The following is a 25078-nucleotide window of genomic DNA, read 5'->3' on the forward strand; positions in this document are numbered from 1 at the left end:
AGCGGATCAGCCTGACCTCTGTGGACAACCTGGCGCAGGCCTGCCTACTCGCCGCCGCGGGCCCGGTGGAGACGGGCGTCTTCAACGTGACGGACACGGATGTGCCGGGCGGCGGCGTGGCTGACGGCGGTGCCCACCATGCCCCACCGGCTCCACCCGAACAGCAGGTCGAGGACGCGGTAGAGCGCGCGCGTCAGCGGATCCCACATGCTGTGCACGGTGACCACGACCGGCAGGCCCGCGCGGACGGCGGCGCGCACCCCCATCCAGGCGAACGGCGACACCGCCCCGGTGTGGACGTGCACGACGTCAGGGCGCCGAGAGGTCATCAGCCGCAGCAGGTGCCGGCCTCCCCGAGGGTGGATCGGCAGGTCGAAGGGCATGCGGGCGACGACGCGGTGGACCCCGGGGATGCGCTCACCAGGGGTCGCTGTGGCCACCTCGACCTCGTGACCCGCCTCGGACTGCGACCGCACCAGATCGGCCACCTGCACCTCGATGCCCCCGAGCCGTGGCAGGTAACAGTCGCTGACGTGAAGGATCCGCACCCCGCCAGCCTGGCAGAGCCCGCGACCCGCATCAAACGGGACCACCTCACCCGCGCCACGGGTTCTTGAACGGTTCAGGAAGGCTTCTCGAACCCCTCCCGGGGAGGCGCCTGGGGCTCGGGCATTCCGTACGTGGAATCATGGCCGCGTGGCACGTACCGCGGTCTTCTTCCACGCCCATCCTGATGACGAAGCGCTGCTGACCGCCGGGACCATGGCGATGCTGGCGTCCGAGGGCCATCGGGTCGTCCTCGTCGTGGCGACCGCCGGCGAGCGCGGCCTCGCCGACCTGCCCCACGGCGACGAGCTCGCCGAGGCGCGCACCGCCGAGCTGTACGAGTCGGCCGCCGCCCTCGGCGTCGCCCGCGTGGTCCTGCTCGGCTACGGCGACTCGGGGCTCGGGGAGGGCGAGGGCGGCGTCGGCGACGAGCGCGCCGAGAACGCCTTCATCGACGCCGACATCGAGGAGGCCGCCCAGCGGCTCGCGGCGGTGCTCAAGGAGGAGAGCGCCGACCTGCTGACGATCTACGACCCGGCCGGGGGGTACGGCCATCCGGACCACGTGCAGGTCTACCGGGTGGGGCAGCGCGCGGCGGACATCGCGGGCACGCCCATCCTGCTGGAGGCCACGGTCAACCGCGACCCCCTGCTGAAGGGCCTGCGACTGGCCCAGCGCTTCTACCGGTTCCCCCCGGAGTTCGACGTGCGGTCCTTCGAGCGGGCCTACTCCCCCGGCGAGGACATCACCCACCGCGTCAACGTCCGCAGGTTCGCCAAGGTCAAGCGCGCCAGCATGGCCGCCCACGCCTCCCAGGCGACGGGCGGCGACACCGACCGCACGCTCGCGGTCATGCTCAGGATCCCCGGGCCGCTGTACCGCCTGATCTTCGGCACCGAGTGGTACGTCCGCCGTGACCTGCCCCCGGGCACCCGCCGGTCGCATCCCTTCGACGACCTTCCCGAGCAGACCGGGTAGGGGATGATCTCCTCCTGGAGGATGAGATCCGCCCGTCGGCCTCCGGGCAGACTGATCGGGGCCGATCCGGCGCGCGGAGAACATGCGCGCGGACAGTGATAGGGGGCATCGCGATGAGGAACAAGTGGGTTCAGGCCGGCCTTTCCGTGGCCTCCCTGGTCCTGGCCGTCCTGCTCGTGGTGTACCTGCCGCAGATCGTGCACACGCTCACCGGGGCCGAGGTCAGCTGGAGCCAGATCGGCGCGCACTTCCGCTCGCTGAGCTGGACGATGATCCTTTTGATGAGCGCCCTGTGGTTCGCGAGCCTGTGGGCCTACATGTACGTGATGACCTCGGCCCTGCCCGGGCTCACCCACGTGCAGGCGCTGACACTGAACGCCGCCGGGAGCGCGGTCAGCAACCTGCTGCCCTTCGGCGGCGCGGCCGGTGTGGCGGTGACCTTCGCGATGACCAAGGGCTGGGGGTTCGCCGCCCGCTCCGTCGTGGTGTACACGCTGGTGACCGGCATCTGGAACACCTTGTTCCGGTTCATCCTGCCCGCGGTCGGCATCATCGCGCTGCTCCTCGCCGGGCGCATCCCCGACTCCAGGGTCACCAGCGCGGCGTGGGGCGGCGCGGTCTCCATCCTCGTCCTGGTCGCCGTGGTGGCCGCCGCGCTCTACTGGGAACGGGCCGCCGGCCTGCTCGGCCGCGTCCTCGACGGGCTGCTCGGCGTGCTGCCCCGCAGGATCCGCCCGGCCGAGCACTACGCCTCGGAGGCGATCCACCGGGTGCGCGCCGAGATCACCGAGATCGTGCGCAAGCGCTGGCGCGGCCTGTCCTTCGGCATGGTGGCCTTCCTGACCCTCCAGTGCCTGATCATGGCGTGCTGCCTGGTCGCCACCGGGTCCTATCCCGGCCCCGCCGAGACCGTCGCGGTGTTCGCCATCAGCCGCGTGCTCACCAGCGCGCTGATCACCCCGAGTGGCGCGGGGATCATGGAGGGCGGCACCGCCTCGCTGCTGATCGCCTTCGGCCAGCCCCCGGGCGCCGCGACCGCCGCCGCCATCCTGTTCGGCTTCTGGACCTACACCATCGAGATCCCGTGGGGCGGTCTCGCCCTCGGCGCCTGGTCCCTGCTGCGGCGGCGCGGCGCCTCGAACGACCACCGCTCGCCGGAGCCCGCCTCCCGCGCCTGAGGCGTCAACGCGGGCCCTCCGGTACCTGTAGCCTCGTGACACCCACGTAAGGAAGGCGGGCCTTGGCGAATACCTTGTGCGTGCTCGACGGGCCCGCATAGCGTGGCGGCTGACATGGTGACGTTCCGCGTTCTTGGACCGGTCGAGGCGTACGGCGACGACGGCGAGGTCGACCTCGGCGGCCTACGGCAACGGGCCGTGCTCGCGCGATTACTCGTCGCGCGTGGACAGGTCGTGCCCGTCGACACGCTGCTGTTCGACCTGTGGACCGACGAGGGCGCCAAGGGCGCCCAGTCGGGGCTCCAGGTCTACATCTCCCGCCTGCGCCGTGTGCTCGAACCCGGCAGGCCGCGCGGCGGTCCCAACCGGCTGCTCGTCACCGTCGCCTCCGGGTACGCCCTGCGCACCGCGCCCGAGCAGGTCGACGCCCTGCGCTTCGAGGCCATGGTCAGGGCCGCGGGCAAGTACCTCGACAACGACGACCCCGAGCCCGCGCGCACCGGCCTTGAGACGGCGCTCGGGCTCTGGCGCGGCACCCCGTACTCCGACTTCGCCGAGCAGCAGTGGGCCGAGGCCGAGGTCAGCCGGCTCGCCGAGCTGCGGCTGGTGGCCCGCGAGCGGCACGCCGACGCGGGGCTGCGCTTCGGCCTGCACGCCGAGACCGTGCCCGACCTTGAGGCCCTGACAGGCGAGAACCCCCTGCGGGAGGAGGGCTGGCGGCTGCTGGCCCTCGGCCTCTACCGCTGCGGCAGGCAGGGCGACGCCCTCGCCGCCCTGCGCCGGGCCCGCATGACGCTGGCCGACGAGCTCGGCATCGACCCGGGCCCCGCACTGCGCAAGATGGAGTCGGACATCCTCTCCCAGGACCCGGCCCTTGAGCTCACGCTCCCCCAGCGCCCCCGCTTCGAGGTCGCCGGCACCTGGCCGCCGCGTCCCGAGAGCCCGGCCGCCGACCTGCCCCCGCTGTCGCCGGAGCCGTTCGTCGGCCGCGACGCCGAGCTGGCCCGGCTGACCGGCGCCGCGCCGCACGCCCTCGCCGGGCGCTTCACCGCGGCCGTGGTCGGCGGCGACCCGGGCGCGGGCAAGACCACCCTGGTACGGCAGCTCGGGCTGGAGCTTTCCCGGCAGGGCTGGATCACCGCGTCCGGCGGCTGTCCCGACAGCAGCGCCACCCCGCCCGGCTGGGCCTGGGTGGAGGTCCTGCGCATGCTCGTCGCCGTCCGGGGGGCGGGTGAGTACGGCTCGCTGCTGGCGCCGTTGCTGGACGACGCCGCCCCCGCCGACGAGGACGACCAGGCGTCGGGCGGCTTCCGCCTGCACCGCGCGGTCGGCGGCTACATCGCGGGCATCGCCCGCGAGGCTCCCGTCCTGCTCACGCTTGAGGATCTTCACTGGGCCGACGACCAGACCCTCGCCCTGCTCCGCGCCCTGCCCAGCCTGCTGGCGACGAGCCGGGTGCTCCTGGTCGTGACCTGCCGTGACGGCGAGCTCAACGACCAGCAGTCCGACGTGCTCGCGGCGCTCGCCCGGCTCGGCCCCGTGCGGGTCGGGCTTGAGGGGCTCGACGAGGACGCGGTGGCGGAGCTCGTACGGGCCACCTGCGTCCGCGAGGTCGACGAGGACGCGGTCAGCAGGATCATCGAGCGCACGGGCGGCAACCCGTTCTTCGTCCGCGAGACGGTGCGGCTGCTCGACTCCGAGGCCACCGGCGACCGTGCCACCGCCGCGGAGGTCATCTCGGAGGTGCCGTCGGGCGTGCGCGACGTGCTGCGCCGCCGGATCACCCGGCTTCCCGTGACCGCCCAGCAGATCCTTCTGCAGGCGGCGGTGATCGGCCGCGACGTCGACATCGACGTGCTGGTGGACGTCTCGGGCGACGAGGACGCCGTGGTCGACGCCGTGGAGGCCGGGCTGCTCGCGGGTCTGGTCACCGAGCCGGGGCCGGGGATGCTCCGCTTCGACCACGACCTGGTCCGCGACACGCTGTACTCCGACGCCTCGCGGCTGCGCAGGTCGCGCCTGCACGCCGCGGTCGCGTCGGTCATCGAGAGCCGGTCGGCGTCCGACGTCGCGGCGCTCGCCCACCACTACGACTCCGCGGGCACGGTGGAGACCGCCGCGAAGGCCGTCCACTACGCGGGCCTGGCCGCCGAGCAGGCGGAGCGGCGGTTCGCCCACCGGGAGGCGGCGACGCTGTGGGAGCGCGCCATCACCGCCTTCGACCGGGCCCACCCCCTCGGAGGGCCGCCCAAGGAGCGGCTGCTGCTGCAGCTCCGGCTGATCAAGGCGCTCGCGCTCTGCGGCGACATGGCGGCCGCCCGTGCCCGCCGCCGCGAGGCGATGGACGCCGCGCTGCCGCTGGGCGACCTGGAGATGACCGCGCGCATCGCCGCGTCGGTGGCCGTGCCTTACAAGGGCATCGCCCGCGACCTCACCCGCACGGCGTGGGAGATCGTCGACGTCACCGAGCGGGCGCTGATCGAGCTGCCGCCGGGCGAGCAGTCGCTGCGCGCCAGCCTGCTCGCGACCCTGGCCCTGGAGCTGGAGGGCTCCGCCACCGGCCGTGGGTACGAAGCGTCGCTGGAGGCCGAGGAGCTGGCGCGGCAGAGCGGCGACCCCGCCCTGCTCGCGGTCGCGCTGAGCGGGCGGCTGCGCCAGTCGTACGTCATCACGGTCGTCGACGAGCGCGAGGCCATCGGCCGCGAGCTGCTGGAGGTCGGGGCCGCCTCCGGGCAGATCGCCGTGCAGGCGCTGGCCCACCTGGTGCTCATGGAGTGCGCGGCGGCGCGCGGCGACTTCGCCGAGGCCGACGCCCAGATCCGCGCGGCCGAGCGGCTCGCCAGGCGGTACGACCTGCCGGCGCCGTCGGCGGTGGGCGCCTGGTACGCCGGCATGCGCATGATGATCACGGGCGACTACGCCGGGGCCGAGCGCACGTACCGGAACGCGGCGCGGCTCACCGCGCGGGCGGGGATGCTCGAAGGACGCCAGGACCTCCCGCTGATCACCACGTTCTGCCTGCGCCTGGTCGACGGCAAGGCCGCCGACATGGTCGAGTCGCTGGAGGAGGCGCACCGGCGCGGCGCCAAGTGGACCCTCGACGCCTACGCCGTCGCGCTCGCCTCCGCCGGCCATATCAAGGACGCGCGCGCGATCGCGGCCACCAGGACGCCCGTCCGCCCGGACTTCCTCTACGAGCTGGCCATGACGTGGCGGGCGCTGGCGGGCATGCTCCTCGGTGACCGCGACCGGATGCAGGACGCCTTCTCCACGCTCGGGCCGTTCTCCGACCGCATCGCGGGAGCGGGAACCGGCGTGGTGGCCCTGTGGCCGGTGGCGCAGACGCTCGGCGACCTCGCCATGCACCTGGGGCAGCCCGAGGAGGGACGCAGGCACTACGAGAAGGCGCTGGCGGTGGCCGAGCGGGTGGGCATCCCCCGGTGGGTCACGGCGGCGCGGCGGGCCCTCGACAGTGTGTGATCCGCGCCGCCGGTCAGCTGATCCGGAAGGTCTCGCTTGAGCGGCTGACCTGCGGCTTCGGCGGCCGGTTCGGGAGCCCGCGCCTCAGCAGCTGATCTGGAACTTCTCGCTGACGATGACGCCCTTGCCCGACACCGTGAGCTCGACGCGGTACCAGCCGGGGTTGTTCACGACGCGGGGATGCCATTCGACGGTGCGCTGCGCGCCCATGAAGCCGGCGGTCTCCGAGTAGAGGTAGGTCTTCCAGGCGTGCGCGCGGGAGCTCCAGCGGAGCAGGCGCCAGTCGTAGTCCACGGGGTCTCCCGAGGGACCGGGGTCGATCACGCTCTGCGCGTGGTAGGTCCGCTCACAGGACGCGCCGGCGTCACCGGCTCCCACCGTCACCATGCCCGCTTCGGGGACGCGCCTGGCCTCGATCGGCAGCGACTGCGCCGAGAGGACCACGGTCCTGACGTGCGTGCCGCTTTCCGCGGCGTGCTCCGGGCCGGTGGTTCCTTGGGAGACTCCGAAATAGGCGCCGCAGACGGCGAGCGTGGCGACCAGCAGCTTGAACACGGTGGCCGTACCGCCTGCCATGATCGGTACCAGATCGCCTACCGGCTTCAGGCCCTTTCGCGCTCCCATGGCCCTCCCCTTTCGTTCACCCTCAGATGTACGACGGGGCGGTTGCTCCCTACTTGCTGTCTGGTTGCAGTCATTCTTCATGTCCACAATGGCCGACATGGGATCATAACCGGATGCGTATGGTGACGATCTCTCTTCTGGCGGCGGTTCTGGCGATCCTCGGCCTGGGCGACCCGGCGCTCGCCCGGACCGCTCCACGGGTCACCGCGAAGGAGTTCTACCTGGTCGACGCCACGACGGGAACGGTCCAGTTCGCCAAGCGCGAGACGCGCCGCGTGCCCGTGGCCAGCCTGACGAAGATCATGACGGCGTACGTCGTGCGCCGCGTGGCGTCGCTGGACGACGTCGTCACGATCACCAGGGCCGACGTACGGCACGCGGCGGCGAACGACGGCACCCACGCGGGCCTCAAGGCCGGGGAACGGCTCACCGTGCGGGAACTGCTCTACGGCGTGCTGCTGCCGTCGGGGGCCGACGCCTCCAACGCCCTGGCACGGCGGTACGGGCCGGGCGTGAAGCGTTTCGTCGCCAGGATGAACCAGGCGGCACGGTCCCTCGGCCTGCGCGACACGCTGTACACCAACCCCGACGGGCTCCCCCAGACCGGCGGCGACCACTCGACCGCGAAGGACCAGGTCACTCTGGCCCAGGCGGTGCTGAAGGACCCGATCATCGCGACGATCGTCCGGACCGAGAGGCACGCGGTGAGCAAGACGGCCGTACACCGCGCCCACATCTGGCGCAACACCAACAGGCTGCTGCCCAGCGAGGCACAGGGTCTGAAGACGGGCTACACCAAGGCGGCCGGCTACTGCCTGATGTTCGCGTCGGTGATCGGCGGGCACACCATGGTCGGCGTGCTCCTCGGCGACACCGGTGACGCCGCCCGCTACCGCACAGCCCGCAGGCTGCTCGACGCGACCGCCGCGGCCACCGCCGTCTGAGGGAGTTGTCCCAACGGCGAGAGGAGGTGGACGGGTGGAACCGGACGGCGTGCTGGAACCCCCAAGCCTCGTCGAGCTCTCGATGCGGCGCATCCGCCACGAGATTCTCAGCGGCGCCCTCGCACCCGGGGAGCGCCTGATCGAGGAGCAGCTCACCCAGCGGTTCGGCACCAGCAGGGCACCGCTGCGCGAGGCGCTGCGTACTCCACAGGTCCGTGACGGTCCGCGGCCGTCACCGGACTGGACGACCCCGGCCGGTCCGTCCGCGACCTCCTTGACACGGCCTACGGTGAGTGTCATGGACGCGTCAGCAGGTCAACAGTTGCCATGGCATGACCGCCCTCGACGATGTTAGCGTTTTGCCACGATGAGAGCATCGGTCATGAAATGGGGTGCGCGATGAGTCAGCTGATGCCGCTGATCCCCCTCATAGCGATCACGCCGCTCCTCGCCTTCTGGGTATGGATGGTGCGCGATATGGCGGCAAATCCAACCTTGCACCCGCAGGCGCGGTACACCTGGATGGCGATACTCCTTTTCCTGAATATTTTCGGCGCGGGCCTCTACTACGCCACCGAATACCGGAAAAAGTAACCAGCCGGGTCAGCGCATGAGGCTGTGGCAGGCGATCGCCGCCGCGGCGACCACGTTGAGGGAGTCGACGCCGAGGCCCATGGCCGCCGGGCTCATGGCGATGCACACGGCGTGATCGGCCTCGTGGAGCCACCGCGAGGACAGCCCGTCGCCCTCGGACCCGAGCATGAGCGCCACCCGCTCCCTCATGGAGACCTTCTCGATGGGAACCGCCGACTGGTCGGGCGTCAGGGCCAGGCTCTGGAACCCGAGGGCCCGCAGCTCGGCCAGCCCGTCGTACCAGTTGGCCATGCGCGCGTACGGCACGGCGAACACTGCGCCCATCGAGACCTTGACCGATCTCCGGTACAACGGGTCGGCGCACCGGGGCGAGAGGATCACGGCCTCGACGCCCAGGGCCGCCGCGCACCTGAAGATCGCCCCGACGTTGCCGTGGTCCACCAGGTCTTCCAGGACGAGGATCCGGCGGGGCGCCCCCCGCTCCAGCAGGGTCCTCACCGAGGGAAGCTCCAGCCGCGCCATGGACGCCAGGGCGCCCCGGTGGACGGCGAAGCCGGCGATGCCCTCCATCACCTCGTCGGAGACCAGGTAGACGCGCGCGCCGCCCAGCACGTCCGCGAGGCCGGGGAGCCAGCGGCGCGTCGTCAGCACCGACCTGACGGGGTATCCGGTCGCGATGGCCCGCCGGATGACCTTCTCGCCCTCCGCGACGAACAGGCCGCGTTCGGCCTCCAGGCTCTTGCGCAGCTCGACGTCGCGAAGCCGCACGTAGTCGGCCAGCCGGGGGTCGGTGGCGTCGGAAAGGGGGATGAGCTCAGGCACGAGACAAGCGTATGACCCGTCTGAGCTGCCAGAGCAGCGCGTACACGGTCAGCACCGCGCAGAACCCCACGATCAGGCCGACCCCGGTCTTGGTGATGATCCCGGCCCAGCCGAAAACGGGGTTGGGCGGGTCGACGAAGCTCCAGGCCGCGGCGGCGCAGCACGCGCCCGCGCCCGTACAGGCCAGGACGCCCCAGCGCACCGGGCCCGGGAGTGCGAGCCGGGCCGGCGGCCTGCCCGCGGAGGGGCGCAGCGCGCGGAGCAGCCACCAGCCGACCAGGGCCAGGCCCGCCGCCGACGAGCCGTACTGCATGAGCCGGTAGCCGTTCACGAATCCCGCCACCGGGGCCGTCAGCCACGCCCACCCCCAGAACCGCGCGCCCCACTCGTGGGTGAAGGAGTCCCAGAAGACGTGGGTGGCAGCGCCCACGGCGGCGCCGAGCGCGATGGCGGGGAACCTGCGCCAGCCGGGTCCGGGCAGGGAGGCGATCCGGGCGGCGAGCGGCTGTGGCAGCAGCGCGGTCAGCGGGTCGCGGAACACGAACTGCAGCAGCGCCAGCAGCACGAACACCGCCACCACGTCGTCGGTGACCACTCCGACGGGCGAGTGCCACCGGGTGTAGGCGTCGAGGTAGGGCAGGAACGTCGGCAGGTCGGGCACCATCGCGCCCACACCGAGCGCCCAGGGGTCGAGCACCCTCCGCACCCGGGCCGAGGAAATGAGCGGGATCACCGCCGCGACGTGGCTCGGGGTGAACGGCAAGGGCACTCCTTGATACGGGCCCGCGTGCCCGTCCACAGCTTTACGCGGACGAGGACGTGACGCAATCTGTAACGGGTAGGCTACTCACCGCTGTCAGGGCCAGGTTCGATCGATCAGGGGGCCATCGTGCCAGATCAGGGTACGTACACGCGCCCGGCGGCCCCGTCGGCGACCTGGGTGCGTGACGCGCGCCTGGCCAGGAGCCTGTCTCTCGCGACGCTGGTGTGGCTCGGGGCCGAGAGTTCGCTCGGCCTGGTGGCGGGCCTGTCGGCGCATTCGGTGGCCCTGATCGGCTGGGGCTGGTCGTCGCTCGTGGAGGCGCTGGCCAGCCTGATCGTCATCTGGCGCTTCACCGGCCGCCGGCTCCACTCCGCCACGGCGGAGCACCGGGCGCAGAAGGCCGTGGCGGTCAGCTTCTGGCTGCTCGCGCCCTATTTGGTGCTCCACGTCGCCTACGACCTCGGGTCGGGTCAGCGATCGGCGCCCACGGTGCTGGGGGTCGTCGTCACCACGATCAGCCTGGTGAGCATGCCCCTGCTCGGGGTCGCCAAGCGCAGGCTCGGCGCCCGCCTCGGCTCGGTGGCCACGACCGGCGAGGGCACCCAGAACCTGTTGTGCGCCCTGCTCGCCGGGGGCGTGCTGGCGGGGCTGACCGCCACCTCGCTCGGCTGGTGGTGGCTCGATCCTGCGGTCGCGCTCCTGCTGGCGGCCGTGGCCGTCCGCGAGGGCCGCAGCGCCTGGCGCGGCCACTCCTGCCGCCACCACTGAAGGATCACCACGGCGAGTTGCAGACCCTGAGCCCGCAGCGCGCCCGCCACGCGGGGCGCGGTGCCGGGGTCCGCCAGCACGCGGCACACGCGCCCGGCGATGACGACCTCGCGTACGCAGTCCGACTCCCTGAGCGCCCGCCTGATCTCCTCGGGGCATCCGCGCCCGTGCAACTCGATGAGCAACAGGTCCGGACGCCTCCCGCTCAGGACACCCGCGCCGCCCACGTCCACCCCCGCCGCCACCCCCTGCCGACCGCGTACGGCCCCCTCGATTCCCGGCCGAAGCGCCGAATCACGAACACAGAAACACCGAAATGTCGCGAAGTATTTAGTCACGATACATCGCGTCAAACAAGTGTCAAGATGCATCGCGAGCGGGCCACGTAATCAGAAGTTACCCGCACGTACCGTAATCACTGCACCAAATGATCGGTTTTACCCCCATCCGGCTTGACGCTATGGTTCCGTAGGCATTAGCCAGGGATCTCCCTATATGGTCACTCCAGAGCGCGCCACGTTCGGGAAAAGATCGACACTTTAAGAGGACACCGTGGGCGGACGCCACCGCACAGACGAGCTTGAGGGCGGCTACAACCCTTACCACGAGCCGTCGGCCCGCCGTCGCGCGGGCCGGGGCAAGGTGCTGGTGCCGCTGGCGGGCGCCGTGGCGCTCGCCGTCCTGCTGGGCGTCGCGGCATACGTGATCATGAGCCGCGACAGGACCTGCGGCGACAAGGTCGCGCTCCAGGTCGTGGTCTCCCCCGACATCGAGCCGGCCATCAGCAAGATCGCGGCCGGCTTCTCCAAGAACACCGCCCCCGTGAACGGCAAGTGCTTCGCGGTCGCGGTCAAGGAGAGCGACCCGGCCGGCGTCACCAACGCCATCGCCGGGTCGGGCGCGAGCGCCGGCAAGTTCGACGGCGACATCTGGATCCCGGACTCCAGCCTGTGGGTCGCCAAGCTGCGCTCCACGCCCAAGGGGTCGGGGATCACGGCGCCCGTGGGCTCGGTGGCCCGCTCGCCCGTGGTGCTGGCGGTTCCGAAGCCGGCCGTCGAGAAGCTGCGGAGCGCCTTCGGCGAGCCGAGCTGGAGCGGCCTGATGTCCGCCGCCAACGCCGCCAACCCGGACGGCCTGGCGAGCAAGATCCGCGTCCTCCCGCTCGACCCGACCCTCAACGCCGCCGGCCTGAGCGCCCTGCTCGCCGGGTCCGGCGTCCTCCAGGCGTCGGGCGCCGGCGAGGACCAGCTCGTGGGCGTCCTGCGGCAGCTCTCGGAGAACGCCGTGAACAGCCCGGCGAACATGTTCGCCACCATGGCGAAGCAGTCGTCCCGCGTCCCGATCGGCATCGCCTCCGAGCAGGGCATCTGGGCGTTCAACGCCAAGTCCAAGCCGGGCGAGATCGTCGCGCTCTACCCGGCCGAGGGCACGATCAGCCTCGACTACCCGATCGTGGTGACCGCCAAGGACCAGGCCACCCGCGACGCGGCCAAGAGCTTCGCCACCGCGCTCTCCGGCGCCGAGGCCAAGAAGACCATCCGCCAGTACGGCTTCCGCACGCCGGACGGCAAGGGCGGAAGCGCCATCAGCCAGGCGAACGGGCTCAACCCGGTGGCACCGCCCGCCATCAAGATCCCGGAAGCGGCCTCGGTCACCAAGCTCTCGCAGGCGTGGTCCCGCCTCAAGCTGGGCGGCCGGCTCCTCGCCCTGCTGGACATCTCCGGCACCATGGCGCTACCGGCCGTCGGCGCCCCCGTCGACCGCATGAAGCTGATCGCGCAGACCGCGATCGAGGGCCTGAAGCTCTTCCCGGACAAGACCGAGATCGGCACCTGGGTCTTCTCCACCAACCTGAACGGCAAGGGCGTCGACTACCGCGAGGCCGTGCCCGTCGGACCCATCGGCGCCAAGATCAACGGCGTGACCCGCCGGGACGTCATCGGCCAGTCCCTCGCCCAGATCAAGGCGAAGGCCACCGGGGACACCGGCCTGAACGACACGCTCGCCGCCGCCTACGACAAGATGAAGGCCGAGTACGAGGCCGACAAGATCAATACGATCCTGGTCTTCACCGACGGCGTGGGCAACGACGATCCCGAAGGCGGCATCTCCAACGCCGCGATCCTCAAGAAGCTCCGCACGGAGTTCGACGAGACCCAGCCGATCAGCGTCATCATCGTCGCCCTCGGCGCCAACGACGTGGCCGGTCGCCGGCAGATGCAGGCGATCGCCAAGGCCACGCAGGGCCAGGCCTTCTTCCCGAACAACGCCCTGGAGATACGCAAGGTCTTCCTGGAGGGGATCTCCCGCCGCCTCTGCGCCCCGAACTGCAATGGCAGCACCTCCCAGCAGTAGACGCGCCCCGCGCGCGAGCGCCCGATCCCTGCCCCTCACGGGCCCGGGGTCGGGCGCTTTTTCTTCACCCCCCGGATTCCCCGGCCCGCGAATCCGCCGGCGATTCCGCCACCGGATCCGCCGGTGAATCCGCCACCGGATCCGCCCGTTGTGGCCGCCGGATTTATCACCGAATCAGCCGCCGAATCCGTCATTGGATCACGGTGTTCCATCGCGGCGTTCCATCGCGATGTGTCACCGTGGACGCCTGCCCGCGTCACCGATCATCACCTCAGATATTTCTCTAGGAAACACCTGTTTCAGAAGTCCCATGCGACCCTATTTTCCCAGCTCATATCCGATGATTATCAAGCAATCCCGGGTGAACCGGGCGAGGGGAACGGACGTCCTACGCGTGTGGGGCCTGGAGCGGGCAGGGGAAATTCTCGCGAGCGAGCGCGACCAAATGCCAGGTACCCGTCCTGCGGGGAGGAAGATTCGTGCCCGGATGGCCGAGCGTCGGCCGTGCCGACGACCAGCGATTGTTGGAGGCCCTGCGCCGAGCGGACGGCCGCGCGGCGGACGGCCTCTACGACGCCTATGCCGACCGACTCAACGACTACGCCTATTCACTGCTCCATGACACCGACGCCGCCGCCGACTCCGTGCACGACGCGCTCGTCACCGCCCATGGACGGGCCGGAGCACTGCGAGAACCGGCACGCACGCGTGCCTGGCTGTACGCGCTGACGCGTTTCCAGTGCGCCACCCGGCGCGGGCGGACCCCCGCGAACGGCACCACGCCGGAGCTGTTCCTGGAAGGGGACGAAGAGGATCCGGAGCTCGCGGCGATCGTGCGCGAGGGCCTGGCCGAGATGGGCCACAAGGACCGGGACGTCCTCCTCCTGGCGCTGCGGCACGAGCTCACCGTCTCGGAGATCGGCGCCGTGCTCGGCCTGACCTCCCGGCAGACAGGGGTCCGCCTCACCCGGGCCCGCGACCACCTGGAGAACGCCGCCGCGGCGTTGATCCTCGCCAGGACCGGCCGCGCACACTGCCCCGACCTGTCGGCCCTGCTCGACTCCATCGAGGGCCCGCTCCCTCAGCAGCTGAGACGGCGCCTGACCAGGCACATCATCGGATGCAAGGAATGCACCGAGGGGCGGCGCCGCCGGGTGTCGGCCGAGCGCCTGCTCGACGTCATCCCCGTGGCCTTCCCTCCTCTGTCGCTGCGCCGCCGGGTCGCCGAGTCCTGCGCCAAGTCGGAGCGCGACGCGGGACGGACGGCGATCATGGCGGTGGCCGACCGGTTCGACAAGAACGGCTTCCCTCCGGTGGGCGCCGAGCGCCGGTCCAGGAGCCGCGAATCCCGTGAGGACCGCCGCACGCCCCCCGAGACGGAGACCCCCCGGTACGGGACCGCGGTCGCGCACGCCCGCCGGACGTCCCGGCGGACGCCCGTCTTCGCCACCGTCGCGTGCGTGCTCGTGGCGACCGGCGCGATGGTCGTCGCGACCGGGCAGGGATCCCCGAGTCCGGGCGGGCTGACGCAGACTCTGCGCTTCCCGAGCCAGACACCCGGCGAGCTCCAGATCAGCTATGGCCCCGAGCCCACGGACGCCTCCTTCACGTCCGAGCCGCCGCCACCGTCCGCCTCCGCCACCCCCGCCAGGAGGTCACCGACCCGGAGCGCCGCCTCCGCGCCCGCCGCGCCCACCGGCAGGCCGCGTCCCCCCTCGCGGACCCCCCGGCCGACTCCGACGCCCGCGGCCAAGCTCGTCGTCTCGTGCCCGGGAGCGCTCGGCGAGGAGGGAGATGGTGTGATCCTTGTGTCCGCGCGTAACGCGACCCTCTCCTGGACGGCCAGCGCGACGGGCGGGCTGGCGGTGACGCCCGGCCAGGGCGTGCTCAAGTCCGGCGTGAAGGAGAGGCTGTCTGTCGTGGTCTCCCAGCCCGGGGAGGCCGGGGAGGGCACCGTGACCTTGCGTTCGGTGTCAGGAGAGGCCTCATGCCGGCTGTCATGGGACGGTCAGGATCCGCCTCCCGCCTCCGATCCGCCCCCCGATCAGTCGCCTACTCCGGACCCGTCGGCGTCCGGCACACCGAGCGAGGAATCGAGTAGGGGCCCCGCCTGAATTCATGCGCGACCGCACATTTGGAGCAAACCAGGGGTACCTTTTGAAGACCCCCGATCCCATCAGTCCCATCGGTCTCGGGGGTATCAGTCGTCGGCGTGGGTGACGTGATTGACTAGACAACGGTTCTTACCCTTGTCCAGGTAAACCATTGACCGGGTTGGGGCGTCGGCATTGACGATCGCATGGCGTGGTTGATCCTATGAGAGCAGCGATCAACCATGCCTTTAGTCGGCCTTGACCAGCGGAGCCAGGAGAGATGCGTACGAACAGAACAGTGCTCACATGGGTGCTGACGGTCGCGTGCGCCGCGGGAGCGGTGATCGCGCTCGCCGATATCCAGACGCCGGCACGCCTGATTCTTACGCCTCTGTTCCTTTTGGTGGTGCCAGGAGCATCGGTCGTGGGACTGTTGCGTGATCGTGACCCTCTCGCGGCTCTAACGGTGGGCGCCGCCGCGAGTCTCGTTATAAACGTTCTGTTAGCCGAGGCCATGCTTATGTTTGACGCTTGGTCCCCTCGCGCGGGAGTGGCCACCGTCGCGGTGCTCGGTGGATTCATGTGGGTTCTTCGGTCTTTGTACCGGGGGAACGGCAGTGCGCACACCGAACAGGGGGCCGGGTCAAGGTGAAAGTCACGGTCGTTCGGCCTGGGGAGCTCGGAGAGCCGGAGCTCACCCGCTGGCGTGAACTACAGCACGCGGCTCCGTCACTGGACAACCCCTTTCTCTCGGTCGAGTTCGCTCTGGCTCTGAGCCGGCTCCGTTCGTACGTGCGCGTCGCCGTCATCGAGGACGGCGGCAAGGTGGTCGGCTTCCTCCCGTTCGAGCGGCACGCCTTCGGCATCGGCAAGCCCCTCGGCAGCTGGCTGACCACCTGCCACGGGCTCATCTCGGTCGCCGGCCTCGACATCTGCGCCCGCGAGCTCCTGCGGGCGTGCGGACTCTCGGTCTTCGACTTCGATCACATGGTCGCGGACCAGCCCACCTGGGGGCCGTACGAGTCGGCGGTGCGCCCGGTGCCGCTGATGGACCTCACCGGCGGGTTCGACTCCTATATCGAGTACGTGCGCGTCAACTCTCCCAAGAACTACAAGACGGTTCGCTACAAGGAGCGCAAGCTCGCGCGCGAGCACGGCGAGATCCAGCTTGAGTGGTGTGCGGCCGACCCCGAGACGATGCGCACCCTCACGAGCTGGAAGTCCGACCAGTACCGCCGCACCGGGCGGGTCGACAGGTTCGCCCAGCCGTGGATCGTCGAGCTCATCGAAGAGATGCACGGCGCCGACTCGCCGTCGTTCGGCGGCGTGCTGACGATGCTCTACGCCGGGGACACCCCTGTGGCGGGGCACTTCGGCCTGCGTACGCACCACACGCTGGTCGGGTGGTTCCCCGCCTACGACCCCGAGTTCGCCCGGTACTCCCCCGGCATAATGCACCACCTGCACATGGCGGAGCAGGCCGCGCTTCACGGTCTGGGCCAGGTCGACATGGGCAAGGGCGGCCGGGAGTACAAGGGCTGGCTGAAGAACGGCGTCATCCACGTCACCGAGGGCCGGGTCTCCCGTCCGTCGGCGACGGCCGCCGTCCACTGGATGGGCCGGACGCCTGTGAACAAGGCACGCAACATAGTGGTCGACCGTCCTTCTCTCTACCGGCTGGCCGACCGCCTGCTGAAGGGGTTCGGGCGGGTCCGCACCTCCGTACAGCCCCAGTCCATACATAAGGAACCCTCGGGGGCGAGCTGAAGGTCCCCGGAAGCGAGCCCACCCTCTATTGATCTGACCGGGGCGGAGAAACCCCTCTCCGTCCAGTCGCGCCGGTCCTATTGGCAGTCGCCGCCGATGTCAGACCGCCCGGAAGGACATCCCTCAAATGAGTCCCGAGATCACCAAGCACAGCGGGAAACCTCAGCTTCACAGCCTGAGGCCACTACCGGCAGTGGACCGTTTCACCCCTCTCACCCCGCACCTGGCCATTTCGCCGACCGTCAGCGTGGTCGTACCGGCCATGAACGAGGCGGAGAACCTTCCGCACGTCTTCGCCACACTGCCCCACTGGATCCACGAGATCGTCCTCGTCGACGGCAACTCCACGGACGACACCGTGGCGGTGGCCCGCCGCCTGCGCCCGAACCTCCGCGTGATCCAGCAACGCGGCAAGGGCAAGGGAGACGCCCTCCGCACCGGGTTCGCCGAGTGCACCGGCGACATCATCGTGATGATCGACGCCGACGGCTCGACCGACGGCAGGGAGATCATCCACTTCGTCGGCGCGCTCGTCACCGGGGCCGACTTCGTCAAGGGCTCGCGGTACGCCAGCGGTGGCGGCAGCGACGACCTCACGATCAGCCGCCGACTCGGCAACAGCGTGCTGCGCGGGCTGGTCAACCGCATCTACGGCACCCGGTACACCGACCTGTGCTACGGCTACAACGCCTTCTGGGCGCGTCACCTCGACGTCCTCGACCTCGACTGCGAGGGCTTCGAGGTGGAGACGGTGCTGAACATCCGCGCGGCCAGGGCCGGGCTGCGCGTGCACGAGGTGCCGAGCCACGAGAGGTGCCGCATCCACGGCGAGAGCAACCTCCGCGTCGTGCGCGACGGCTGGCGCGTGCTCAAGACGATCATGCGTGAGTGGCGCCGTCCCCTGACCGTGGCCGTCCCGGCTCCGACGGCCCAACCGGCCGCCGACCAGGGCGCGGCATAGCCGGGATGAACATCTCCGTCGTCATCTGCGTCTACACCGAAGACCGGTGGGACGACATCAGGGCCGCCGTGCAATCGGTGCGCAGCCAGAGGCGTCAGCCGTACGAACTGATCCTCGTCGTCGACTACAACCCTGACCTGCACCTCAGGCTCAAGCGGGAGTACGCCGACGCGATCGTCGTGGAGAACTCCCACGAGCGGGGTCTGTCCGGTGGCAAGAACACCGGGGTGGCGACCGCCTCCGGCGACGTCGTGGCCTTCCTGGACGATGACGCCGTCGCGGACGCCGAGTGGCTGGCCGCGTTCGAGCAGGCCATGTCCGTTGAGCCGGGTGGCGCCCCGACCGTCGTGGGGGTTGGCGGGTTGACCAGGCCACTTTGGGACAACGGTGACCGGCCGCGATGGTTCCCCGAGGAGTTCGACTGGACCATCGGGTGCACCTACCGCGGCCTGCCGGCCGAGAGGAAGCCGATCCGCAACGTGATGGGAGGGAACGCCGCCTTCCGCAGGGAGGTGGTGGCCGAGGTCGGGGGGTTCCACTCCGGCATCGGCCGCAGTGTCCAGGGTCGCAAGAGCCGCCCGCTGGGCTGCGAGGAGACCGAGTTCTGCATCCGGCTCTCCCAGCGCAGGCCGGGCTCGATCATGATGTTCGAGCCCCGGGCGGTCATCGGCCACCGAGTGCCCGCGTCGCGGGCCACGTTCCGTTACTTCCGTTCCCGGTGCTACGCGGAAGGGCTCTCCAAGGCGCTGGTCGCGCGGGAGGTCGGCGCGGGCGACGGGCTGTCGAGCGAGCGCGCCCACGCCATGAAGACGCTGCCCATGGGCGCCCTTCGCGGCGTGGGAGACGCCCTGCGGGGCGATCTCACCGGCCTGGCCAGGGCGGGGGCGATCGTCACCGGCCTGGCCTGGACGACGTGGGGGTACGCCGTGGGCTCCGCCCGGCTGCGCGCGCGGGGAAACCGCGCGGCACGATCCATCGACCACGAACGGTGAGCACATGCGCGTGCCGATCCTGATGTACCACTCCGTGACCGACCGCCCGAACAGCGCGACCCGGCCACTGGCGGTACGTCCCTCGGTGTTCGAGTCCCAGATGACCTACCTCAAGGACCGCGGGTTCACCCCCCTGACCCTCGGAGACCTGGTCGCCTCCCTGTACGGCACGGGCGGCGCCCCGGCGCCCGAGCGACCGGTGGTCGTGACCTTCGACGACGGGTACGCCGACTTCCACAGCGAGGCCCTGCCGGTCCTTGAGCAACTGGGCTTTCCCGCGACGGTGTTCCTGACCAGCGGGTGGGTGAGCGACGCGGGCGGCGACGCCGCGGGAAGACCACTCGACCGCATGCTGTGCTGGAGCCAGGCGCGTGAGGCCGTGTCCTGCGGCATCGAGATCGCCGGGCACAGCCACAGCCATCCGCAGCTCGACCAGCTGTCCGACGCGGCGCTGCGCCAGGAGCTCCGGCGCAACAAGGCCCTGCTGGAGGACAAGGTCGGGCGCCCGGTCGCCACGATGGCCTACCCGTACGGCTACTCCAGCGCCCGTGTGCGCAGGGAGGTGCGCAAGGCCGGTTACTGGGCGGCCTGCGCCGTGGCCAACACGCTCGCGGCCGACTCCGGCGACGTGATGGCGCTGCCCCGGCTCACCGTGGGCCGGTCGACGACCATGGACCGCTTCCGCCGGGCGGTCGAGGGGCGCGGCGTGCCGCTCATCTACCTGAAGGAACACGCGCTGACCAAGGGTTACGCGATGGTGCGCCGCACACGGTACGGCCTGCGCCACGTGGTCGGGCGTGAGTGAGGTAACCGCGGGGAAGACGCCGCGCGTCGAAGAGGGGGGTGACGCGACCATGAACACCACAGTGGCCGACGACAGGCCGAAGCAGCCGGACGCGCCCAGGGCCGGAAGGCTGGCCGTTCTGTGGCGACGGCTCCTACGCGACCTGCGCAACCCACTCTTCCTCAACGGATACGCCCTGATGGCCAACACCGGCGTCACGGCGATCCTCGGCATGGGCTACTGGCTGCTCGCCGCCCGGCTCTACACCCCCGAGGACTTCGGGCGCAGCCAGGCGCTGATCACCGCGATGCGGCTGTTCGCCGGGCTCATAGCGCTCGGCCTGACCGGCGCGCTCGCCAGGTTCATCCCCGTGGCGGGCAGGCGGACGGGCGCGCTGATCGGCCGCGGCTACCTCGTCGCCACCCTCACGGCAGTCGTGGCGGCGGGCGGGTTCCTGCTGACGCTGCCGTTCTGGGGCGACAACTACGCCACGCTCGCCGGCGTCGGCCCCGGCCTGTTCTTCCTCGCCTCGGTGGCCATCTGGTCGGTCTTCACCCTCCAGGACGTCGCGCTGGCCGGGATGCGCAAGGCCGTGTGGGTGCCGGTCAACAGCCTGTGCTTCGGCGTGGTCAAGATGGGGCTGCTAATCGCGCTGGCGGGGGCCCTGCCGGACGACGGCATCTACGTCTCCTGGATCATCCCCACCGCTCTGGCGCTGATCCCGATCAACCTGTTCATCTTCGGCGTCCTCGTGCCCCGTCACGCCCGCCTGGCGCCCGAGGGGTCGCGGCCGCCGAGGTTCCGCGAGGTCGGCCGCTTCCTCGCAGGGGATTATCCCGGCGCGTTCTCCATCCTGGCCATCGTCTACTTCCTGCCGGTGTACGTCGCCTCGCGGGTCAGCGGGGAACTGTTCGGCTACTTCGCCATGGCCCAGACCCTGGGCGCGATGATCGAGCTGCTGGCCATCAACATGGCCACCTCCCTCACCGTGGAGGGGTCCACCGACCGGTCGCGCCTGGCCGCCAACTGCCGCCAGGCGCTACGCCGCTCGTACCTGATCATCGGCCCGGTGTCGGCCGTCACGTTCCTCGCCGCGCCGCTGATCCTCTCGGTCTTCGGGCCTGGCTTCTCCGAGCACGGCACCCCGCTGCTCCGGCTGATGGCCCTCGCCGCGCTCCCCCGCGTGCTCATCGAGATCTATCTCAGCGGGCTGCGCGCCCGCAGCCAGGCCCGCAAGCTCGCCCTCGTCCAGATCGGCCTGGCGGTCCTCGTGCTGTCCTCCTCGCTGGTCCTGCTGCCGGTGGCGGGCATCACCTCGGTCGGCTACGGGCTGCTGTTCAGCGAGGCCCTGATCGCCCTGTTGATCTTCAATGGGCTCCGCAAGATTCTTAATCATGGGGAAACGCCGCAGTCGTCCAGCGCGCGGGAGGCGCCCGAGGCCGCATCATGGTCTACGTGAGTCAACGGACGGGCAACGAGGTGGAAAAGGAGCCGGCGGCGAGGCTCGCCGACGACGACATGGAAGTGGACCTCGACGCCACATCCGAGATGACCCGCCCGGTGTCCCTGCCGATCGCCCCGGCGGTGCAGCCCTCCCCCGCGCCCGAGAAGCCCCTGAAGCTCGACGAGCCGCCCAGCCCCGCCGGGCCCACGCCCGTACCCGAACCCGCACCCACGGCGACGGCCGAGCCCGAAGACGAGGCCGGGGACGCACCCCCGGCCACGCCGGAGCCCGAGCGGGTGATCGCGGAGAGGCCGTCCCGGGTGACCCGGCTGGCGACGAGCGCGGCCTCGTGGCTGCCGCCGCTGCTGACCATCGAGGGACTGGTCATGTACGTGCTGGCGCTGCGGGTGCCGCACGGCATCATGCGCGGCGTCGACCTCGACAAGATCGAGGGACTGGGGCTGGTCTCGGTCCTCCCGGTGACGGCCTTCGCCGCCATCGCCCTGATCATCGTGTCGTTCTTCGTGACGCTGACGCAGAACACCGACCGCAAGGGCCTGCTGCTGTTCCAGCTCGCGGCGATCACGTTCACCCTGCACGGGGCGGCGGCGCTCGTCGAGGCGGAGCCGCGCTTCCCGACCGCGTGGGTCCACGCGGGCTTCGCCGAGTACATCGGCCGTGCCGGCGAGGCGCTGCCGGGCCTCGACGCCCGCTTCGCCTGGCCCGGCTTCTTCGCCCTGTTCGGGTTCGTCCTGCGCGCCGCCGGGATCCAGGACCCCTCGACCGTGCTGCAGTGGACGCCGTTCATCTCGAACCTGCTCTACCTGCTGCCGTTCGTGCTGATCCTGCGCCAGCTCGTGGCCACCACCCGGGCCCGCTGGTTCGCCGCGCTGCTGTTCGTCCTGGTCCAGTGGATCGGGCAGGACTACTTCTCGCCGCAGGGCTTCACCTACGCGCTGTATCTCGTCTTCGTCGCGATCCTGATGCGCTGGTTCGGCCGCGCGGAGCCGAGGACGGCGCCGCTGCCCGCGAAGGGGCTCGTACGGCGCCTGCTCGCCCGGCTCGACCGGCTGTCCCCCGGTGAGCTGCCGGCGCGGCCCACGACCGTGACCGACCGGGTGGTGCTGCTGACGCTGCTCGTGGGGCTGTTCGTGGCCACCACGGCGACCCACCAGATCACGCCGTTCATGATGCTGGGGGCCCTGACCGGGCTGATCCTGCTGCGGCGCAGCACCCTGTCCCTCGGGCTTCCGGTGTTCCTCGGCCTGATCGTGATCGCCTGGATCAACTACCAGGCGACGCCGTTCTGGAGCGGCCGGATCAACGAGCTGTTCGGCGGCATCGGCAAGATCTTCGCCAACCTGCAGGAGAACACGGGCGACCGCCTGATCGGCACCGACCCGCAGCACGCCATCGTGCTCAAGGTGCGGCTCGCGATCTGCGGGGTGATCCTGCTGTTCGCCGCCATCGGCCTGTTGCGCCGGCTGCGGCGCGGGGTCGGCGACCGCACCGCCGCGGTGCTGCTGTGCGTGCCCGTGCTGGCGCTCGGCCTGCAGAGCTACGGCGGCGAGATCGGGCTGCGCGTCTACATGTTCGCCCTGCCCGCCGCCTGCGTCCTGGGCGCGTACGCCTTCTTCCCGAACCTCCCCGAGCATACGAGCGACGCGCGCGAGGGCGAGGGCGAGACCGTGCCCGTCAGGCGCCGTCCACGGCCCCTGCGGTTCGACCCGGGGACGACGCGGCGGATCTCGGCGGTCCTCGCGGCGGTGACGGCGCTGGCACTGGCGGTCGCGTTCCTGGTGGCGCGCTACGGCAACGAGAAGTTCGAGCGGGTCACGACCGGCGAGGCCGCGGCCATGCATTACGTCTACGCCCACGACCGGCCGAGCGCCCGGCTGTTCTACCTGGTGCCCGTCCTCGGCGAGGAGGTCACCCCGACGATCCCGTGGCGCGAGCGCGACATCGACCGCGTGGAGTACTACCAGGCGCTCGTCAACGAGAACCCCGCCGACCTCAGCGGCGTGCTCACGGGGCTGCGCTCCAAGCCGCCCAACAGCTTCGTGATGACCAGCCGAGGGCAGGCGGCGTACCTGGAGCTCAACCACGGCTTCCCCGCCGGGTGGGGTGAGCGCTTCCGCGTGGCGCTCGACGCCTCGCCGAGCCTCAAGCGGGTCTTCTCCAACACCGACGCCGCCATCTACACACTGGCCTCGTACCCGAAGGGGTCGGAGATCCCGCCGCCCGCGCCGGTGACGATGGTGGGCGACCGCTCCACGCCGTGGACGCCCCTCGGGCTGGTCGCCCTGGCCCTGGCCGTCTCCACCCTCTTCGCGGCGGAGCTGTCGAGGCTGCGCGGCACGGAGCGCGCTCCACGGGGCAGGCGGAAGCTGGTGATCCTCGGCGTCGTCATGGCCCTGGCCGCGATGGCGGTCATCGTGGAGCGGTTCGTGACCCTGACCTCAGGCTGACGGCGTGAGGTCTCAGGCCGTACGGGCGCGGGCCGTACGGGCGATGGCCGTACGGGCGCGGGACCTCACTGCCCGCGGTCGCTCCACTTGACGTCGTACGGGCCGAGCTGGAACGCCCTGCCGTCGACGTCGACGGACAGCGGCTCGCCCGTGGTGTTCACCATGATCATCTGGTTCGGCACGGCGAGCGCCTGGACCCGCGGGTCGGACACCGGGACGTCGACCAGCCGGGCGCCGGCGGGGAACCACCGGGTGAAGCCGCTGAGCAGACCGGCCATGGGCATCTCGTCGCCCGCGCCGGGCGACCACATGCAGCCGGGACAGTCGTCGCCGACCCGGCGCTGGGGGTTCCAGTAGAGCGCGGTGGCCGCGCCGCTCCTGGCGAACTCCATCATGGCGGCGGTCTGCACCGCGGTGCGGTGCCGCTCGTCCCAGTCGGCGCTGTCGGGCGCGACGTACCACTCGGCCCACCAGACCGGCAGGTCGCCGCTCTTCTGCCGCAGCCAGGTGGTGACCGCCGAGAACTTCTTGACGGCCGTGAACTCGTCGGGGACCAGGCCCCGGTCGTTGGTGGCCGAGGAGGCGTCGACCACGATGAAGTCGGCGCCCCTCTTGTTCTTGAGCCAGTAGTCGACGCCGTCGAGCGCCCGGCTGTCGACCGCCCCCCAGGGACCCCTCATGGTCGAGGCGTTGGCGGAGGAGACGTGGCTGTCGATCGGGATGTACGGGCCGCCGACCTGTGCCTTGGGGTTGGCGGCCTTCACCGCGTCGTAGACGCGGTTGTAGAGGTCGGTGTAGGCCTCGACATCCCAGTTGTTGTGCGCGTCGTCCCAGAAGCCTTTGAACTCGTTCCAGACCATGAAGTGCGTCACGGTCGGGTAGCGCTTGGCGACCGTGGCGGCGAGCTTGGCGAAGTCGTCGAAGTGGTCGCGCAGCGGGGCGCCCTCGATCTTGCCCCAGTCGGTGCGGCCCTCGGCGCCGCCCTTCATCCAGTCGGGGGCGCAGCAGAGGGTCAGCACCGGCTGGGCCTTGGTGGCGGCCATGAGCTCGACCCGGCGGTCGAGGTCGCGGAAGTCGTACTTGCCCGGCGCGGGCTCGGGGTTGCCCGCCCCCCAGCCCATGATGTGCTGGTTCTGCAGCATGGGGACCCGGCTGAACAGGTCGCTCACGCGGGTGTGGACGTCCCGGTCCTCGTTGTCGGCGCTGTACTGGGTGTGCGTGACGCCCCAGCGCGGCCAGGAGTCCACGACGGGCGGCTGCTCCAGGGTGGGAGGCGGCTCCGGCGTGGCGAGGATCGTGGCGGCCACGCCGTCGGAGCGGCCGCCGCCCCGGTGGGCGGCGATGGCCAGGAGCCCGACCACCATGGCCAGCGCTACCAGGCCGGCGCCGACGGCGACCGGCCCACGGGGGACGTAACGGCTCCGCGCGTGCCGACCGTTGCTCTCCAACACTCAGTCACCGTATCCGTTGAGGCTTGCGGAACTCTTGAATGATTCCGATGTCGGCCAAGGAACAAT

At 70.9% G+C, this 25078-nt stretch carries 20 protein-coding genes; 15 read left to right on the forward strand and 5 right to left on the reverse strand.

What is annotated here, in order from left to right; translation table 11 throughout:
- Positions 1 to 44 precede the first annotated feature (44 nt).
- The gene (locus AB0B89_RS16140) at positions 45 to 548 is read right to left on the reverse strand and encodes a glycosyltransferase family 4 protein (protein WP_358552953.1); all 504 of its coding nucleotides are present in this window, start codon (positions 546 to 548) and stop codon (positions 45 to 47) included.
- A 148-nt stretch (positions 549 to 696) separates the two neighbouring features.
- Here AB0B89_RS16140 and AB0B89_RS16145 point away from each other — a divergent pair, with 148 nt between their 5' ends.
- From AB0B89_RS16145 to AB0B89_RS16155, 3 genes are all read left to right on the forward strand, one after another.
- Complete coding sequence (locus AB0B89_RS16145; protein WP_358552955.1) at positions 697 to 1524, forward strand: PIG-L family deacetylase; 828 nt, start codon at positions 697 to 699, stop codon at positions 1522 to 1524.
- Positions 1525 to 1637: 113 nt separating this feature from the next.
- Entirely contained in the window at positions 1638 to 2702 is a 1065-nt protein-coding gene (locus AB0B89_RS16150; RefSeq protein WP_358552957.1) for a lysylphosphatidylglycerol synthase transmembrane domain-containing protein, read from the forward strand.
- A 114-nt stretch (positions 2703 to 2816) separates the two neighbouring features.
- The gene (locus AB0B89_RS16155) at positions 2817 to 6182 is read left to right on the forward strand and encodes a BTAD domain-containing putative transcriptional regulator (protein WP_358552959.1); all 3366 of its coding nucleotides are present in this window, start codon (positions 2817 to 2819) and stop codon (positions 6180 to 6182) included.
- Positions 6183 to 6266: 84 nt separating this feature from the next.
- On the opposite strand, the gene AB0B89_RS16160 is transcribed toward AB0B89_RS16155, so the two are convergent.
- A complete protein-coding gene (locus AB0B89_RS16160; RefSeq protein WP_358552961.1) occupies positions 6267 to 6806 on the reverse strand; it encodes a hypothetical protein in 540 nt (179 codons plus the stop codon).
- 113 nt (positions 6807 to 6919) lie between these two features.
- Here AB0B89_RS16160 and AB0B89_RS16165 point away from each other — a divergent pair, with 113 nt between their 5' ends.
- The 3 genes from AB0B89_RS16165 (at position 6920) to AB0B89_RS16175 (ending at position 8344) form a co-directional block, all read left to right on the forward strand.
- Positions 6920 to 7750 (forward strand): serine hydrolase, encoded by an 831-nt coding sequence (locus AB0B89_RS16165; protein WP_358552963.1) that lies wholly within the window; start codon positions 6920 to 6922, stop codon positions 7748 to 7750.
- An 82-nt stretch (positions 7751 to 7832) separates the two neighbouring features.
- A complete protein-coding gene (locus AB0B89_RS16170; RefSeq protein ID WP_358553007.1) occupies positions 7833 to 8105 on the forward strand; it encodes a GntR family transcriptional regulator in 273 nt (90 codons plus the stop codon).
- Between the two features lie 44 nt (positions 8106 to 8149).
- Positions 8150 to 8344, forward strand: a complete 195-nt coding sequence (locus AB0B89_RS16175; RefSeq protein ID WP_358552965.1) for a hypothetical protein — start codon at positions 8150 to 8152, stop codon at positions 8342 to 8344.
- A 9-nt stretch (positions 8345 to 8353) separates the two neighbouring features.
- Here AB0B89_RS16175 and AB0B89_RS16180 read toward each other — a convergent pair whose 3' ends face one another.
- Positions 8354 to 9166 (reverse strand): RNA methyltransferase, encoded by an 813-nt coding sequence (locus AB0B89_RS16180; RefSeq protein WP_358552967.1) that lies wholly within the window; start codon positions 9164 to 9166, stop codon positions 8354 to 8356.
- The gene (locus AB0B89_RS16185; protein WP_358552969.1) at positions 9159 to 9929 is read right to left on the reverse strand and encodes a DUF4184 family protein; all 771 of its coding nucleotides are present in this window, start codon (positions 9927 to 9929) and stop codon (positions 9159 to 9161) included. The genes AB0B89_RS16180 and AB0B89_RS16185 overlap by 8 nt, the downstream gene beginning before the upstream one ends.
- Before the next feature lie 126 nt (positions 9930 to 10055).
- Here AB0B89_RS16185 and AB0B89_RS16190 point away from each other — a divergent pair, with 126 nt between their 5' ends.
- The 9 genes from AB0B89_RS16190 (at position 10056) to AB0B89_RS16230 (ending at position 23561) form a co-directional block, all read left to right on the forward strand.
- Complete coding sequence (locus tag AB0B89_RS16190; protein ID WP_358552971.1) at positions 10056 to 10697, forward strand: hypothetical protein; 642 nt, start codon at positions 10056 to 10058, stop codon at positions 10695 to 10697.
- A gap of 552 nt (positions 10698 to 11249) precedes the next feature.
- Positions 11250 to 13052 carry a substrate-binding and VWA domain-containing protein gene (locus AB0B89_RS16195; RefSeq protein WP_358552973.1) on the forward strand — a complete coding sequence of 601 codons (1803 nt, stop codon included), beginning with the start codon at positions 11250 to 11252 and terminating at the stop codon, positions 13050 to 13052.
- A gap of 479 nt (positions 13053 to 13531) precedes the next feature.
- On the forward strand, positions 13532 to 15166 hold the full coding sequence (locus AB0B89_RS16200; RefSeq protein ID WP_358552975.1) for a sigma-70 family RNA polymerase sigma factor: 1635 nt from the start codon (positions 13532 to 13534) through the stop codon (positions 15164 to 15166).
- 627 nt (positions 15167 to 15793) lie between these two features.
- Positions 15794 to 16912 carry a GNAT family N-acetyltransferase gene (locus AB0B89_RS16205; protein WP_358552977.1) on the forward strand — a complete coding sequence of 373 codons (1119 nt, stop codon included), beginning with the start codon at positions 15794 to 15796 and terminating at the stop codon, positions 16910 to 16912.
- 193 nt (positions 16913 to 17105) lie between these two features.
- Complete coding sequence (locus tag AB0B89_RS16210; protein WP_358552979.1) at positions 17106 to 17873, forward strand: glycosyltransferase family 2 protein; 768 nt, start codon at positions 17106 to 17108, stop codon at positions 17871 to 17873.
- Positions 17874 to 17878: 5 nt separating this feature from the next.
- Complete coding sequence (locus AB0B89_RS16215) at positions 17879 to 18865, forward strand: glycosyltransferase family 2 protein (protein WP_358552981.1); 987 nt, start codon at positions 17879 to 17881, stop codon at positions 18863 to 18865.
- A gap of 4 nt (positions 18866 to 18869) precedes the next feature.
- On the forward strand, positions 18870 to 19670 hold the full coding sequence (locus tag AB0B89_RS16220; protein ID WP_358552983.1) for a polysaccharide deacetylase family protein: 801 nt from the start codon (positions 18870 to 18872) through the stop codon (positions 19668 to 19670).
- A gap of 49 nt (positions 19671 to 19719) precedes the next feature.
- Positions 19720 to 21108, forward strand: a complete 1389-nt coding sequence (locus AB0B89_RS16225; protein WP_358552985.1) for a hypothetical protein — start codon at positions 19720 to 19722, stop codon at positions 21106 to 21108.
- Positions 21105 to 23561 carry a hypothetical protein gene (locus tag AB0B89_RS16230; RefSeq protein WP_358552987.1) on the forward strand — a complete coding sequence of 819 codons (2457 nt, stop codon included), beginning with the start codon at positions 21105 to 21107 and terminating at the stop codon, positions 23559 to 23561. The genes AB0B89_RS16225 and AB0B89_RS16230 overlap by 4 nt, the downstream gene beginning before the upstream one ends.
- A gap of 65 nt (positions 23562 to 23626) precedes the next feature.
- On the opposite strand, the gene AB0B89_RS16235 is transcribed toward AB0B89_RS16230, so the two are convergent.
- Entirely contained in the window at positions 23627 to 25012 is a 1386-nt protein-coding gene (locus tag AB0B89_RS16235) for a xylan 1,4-beta-xylosidase (protein WP_358552989.1), read from the reverse strand.
- Positions 25013 to 25078: the final 66 nt, after the last annotated feature.

Origin of the sequence: Sphaerisporangium sp. NPDC049002 (assembly GCF_040649355.1) — a bacterium.
GTDB lineage: Bacteria > Actinomycetota > Actinomycetes > Streptosporangiales > Streptosporangiaceae > Sphaerisporangium.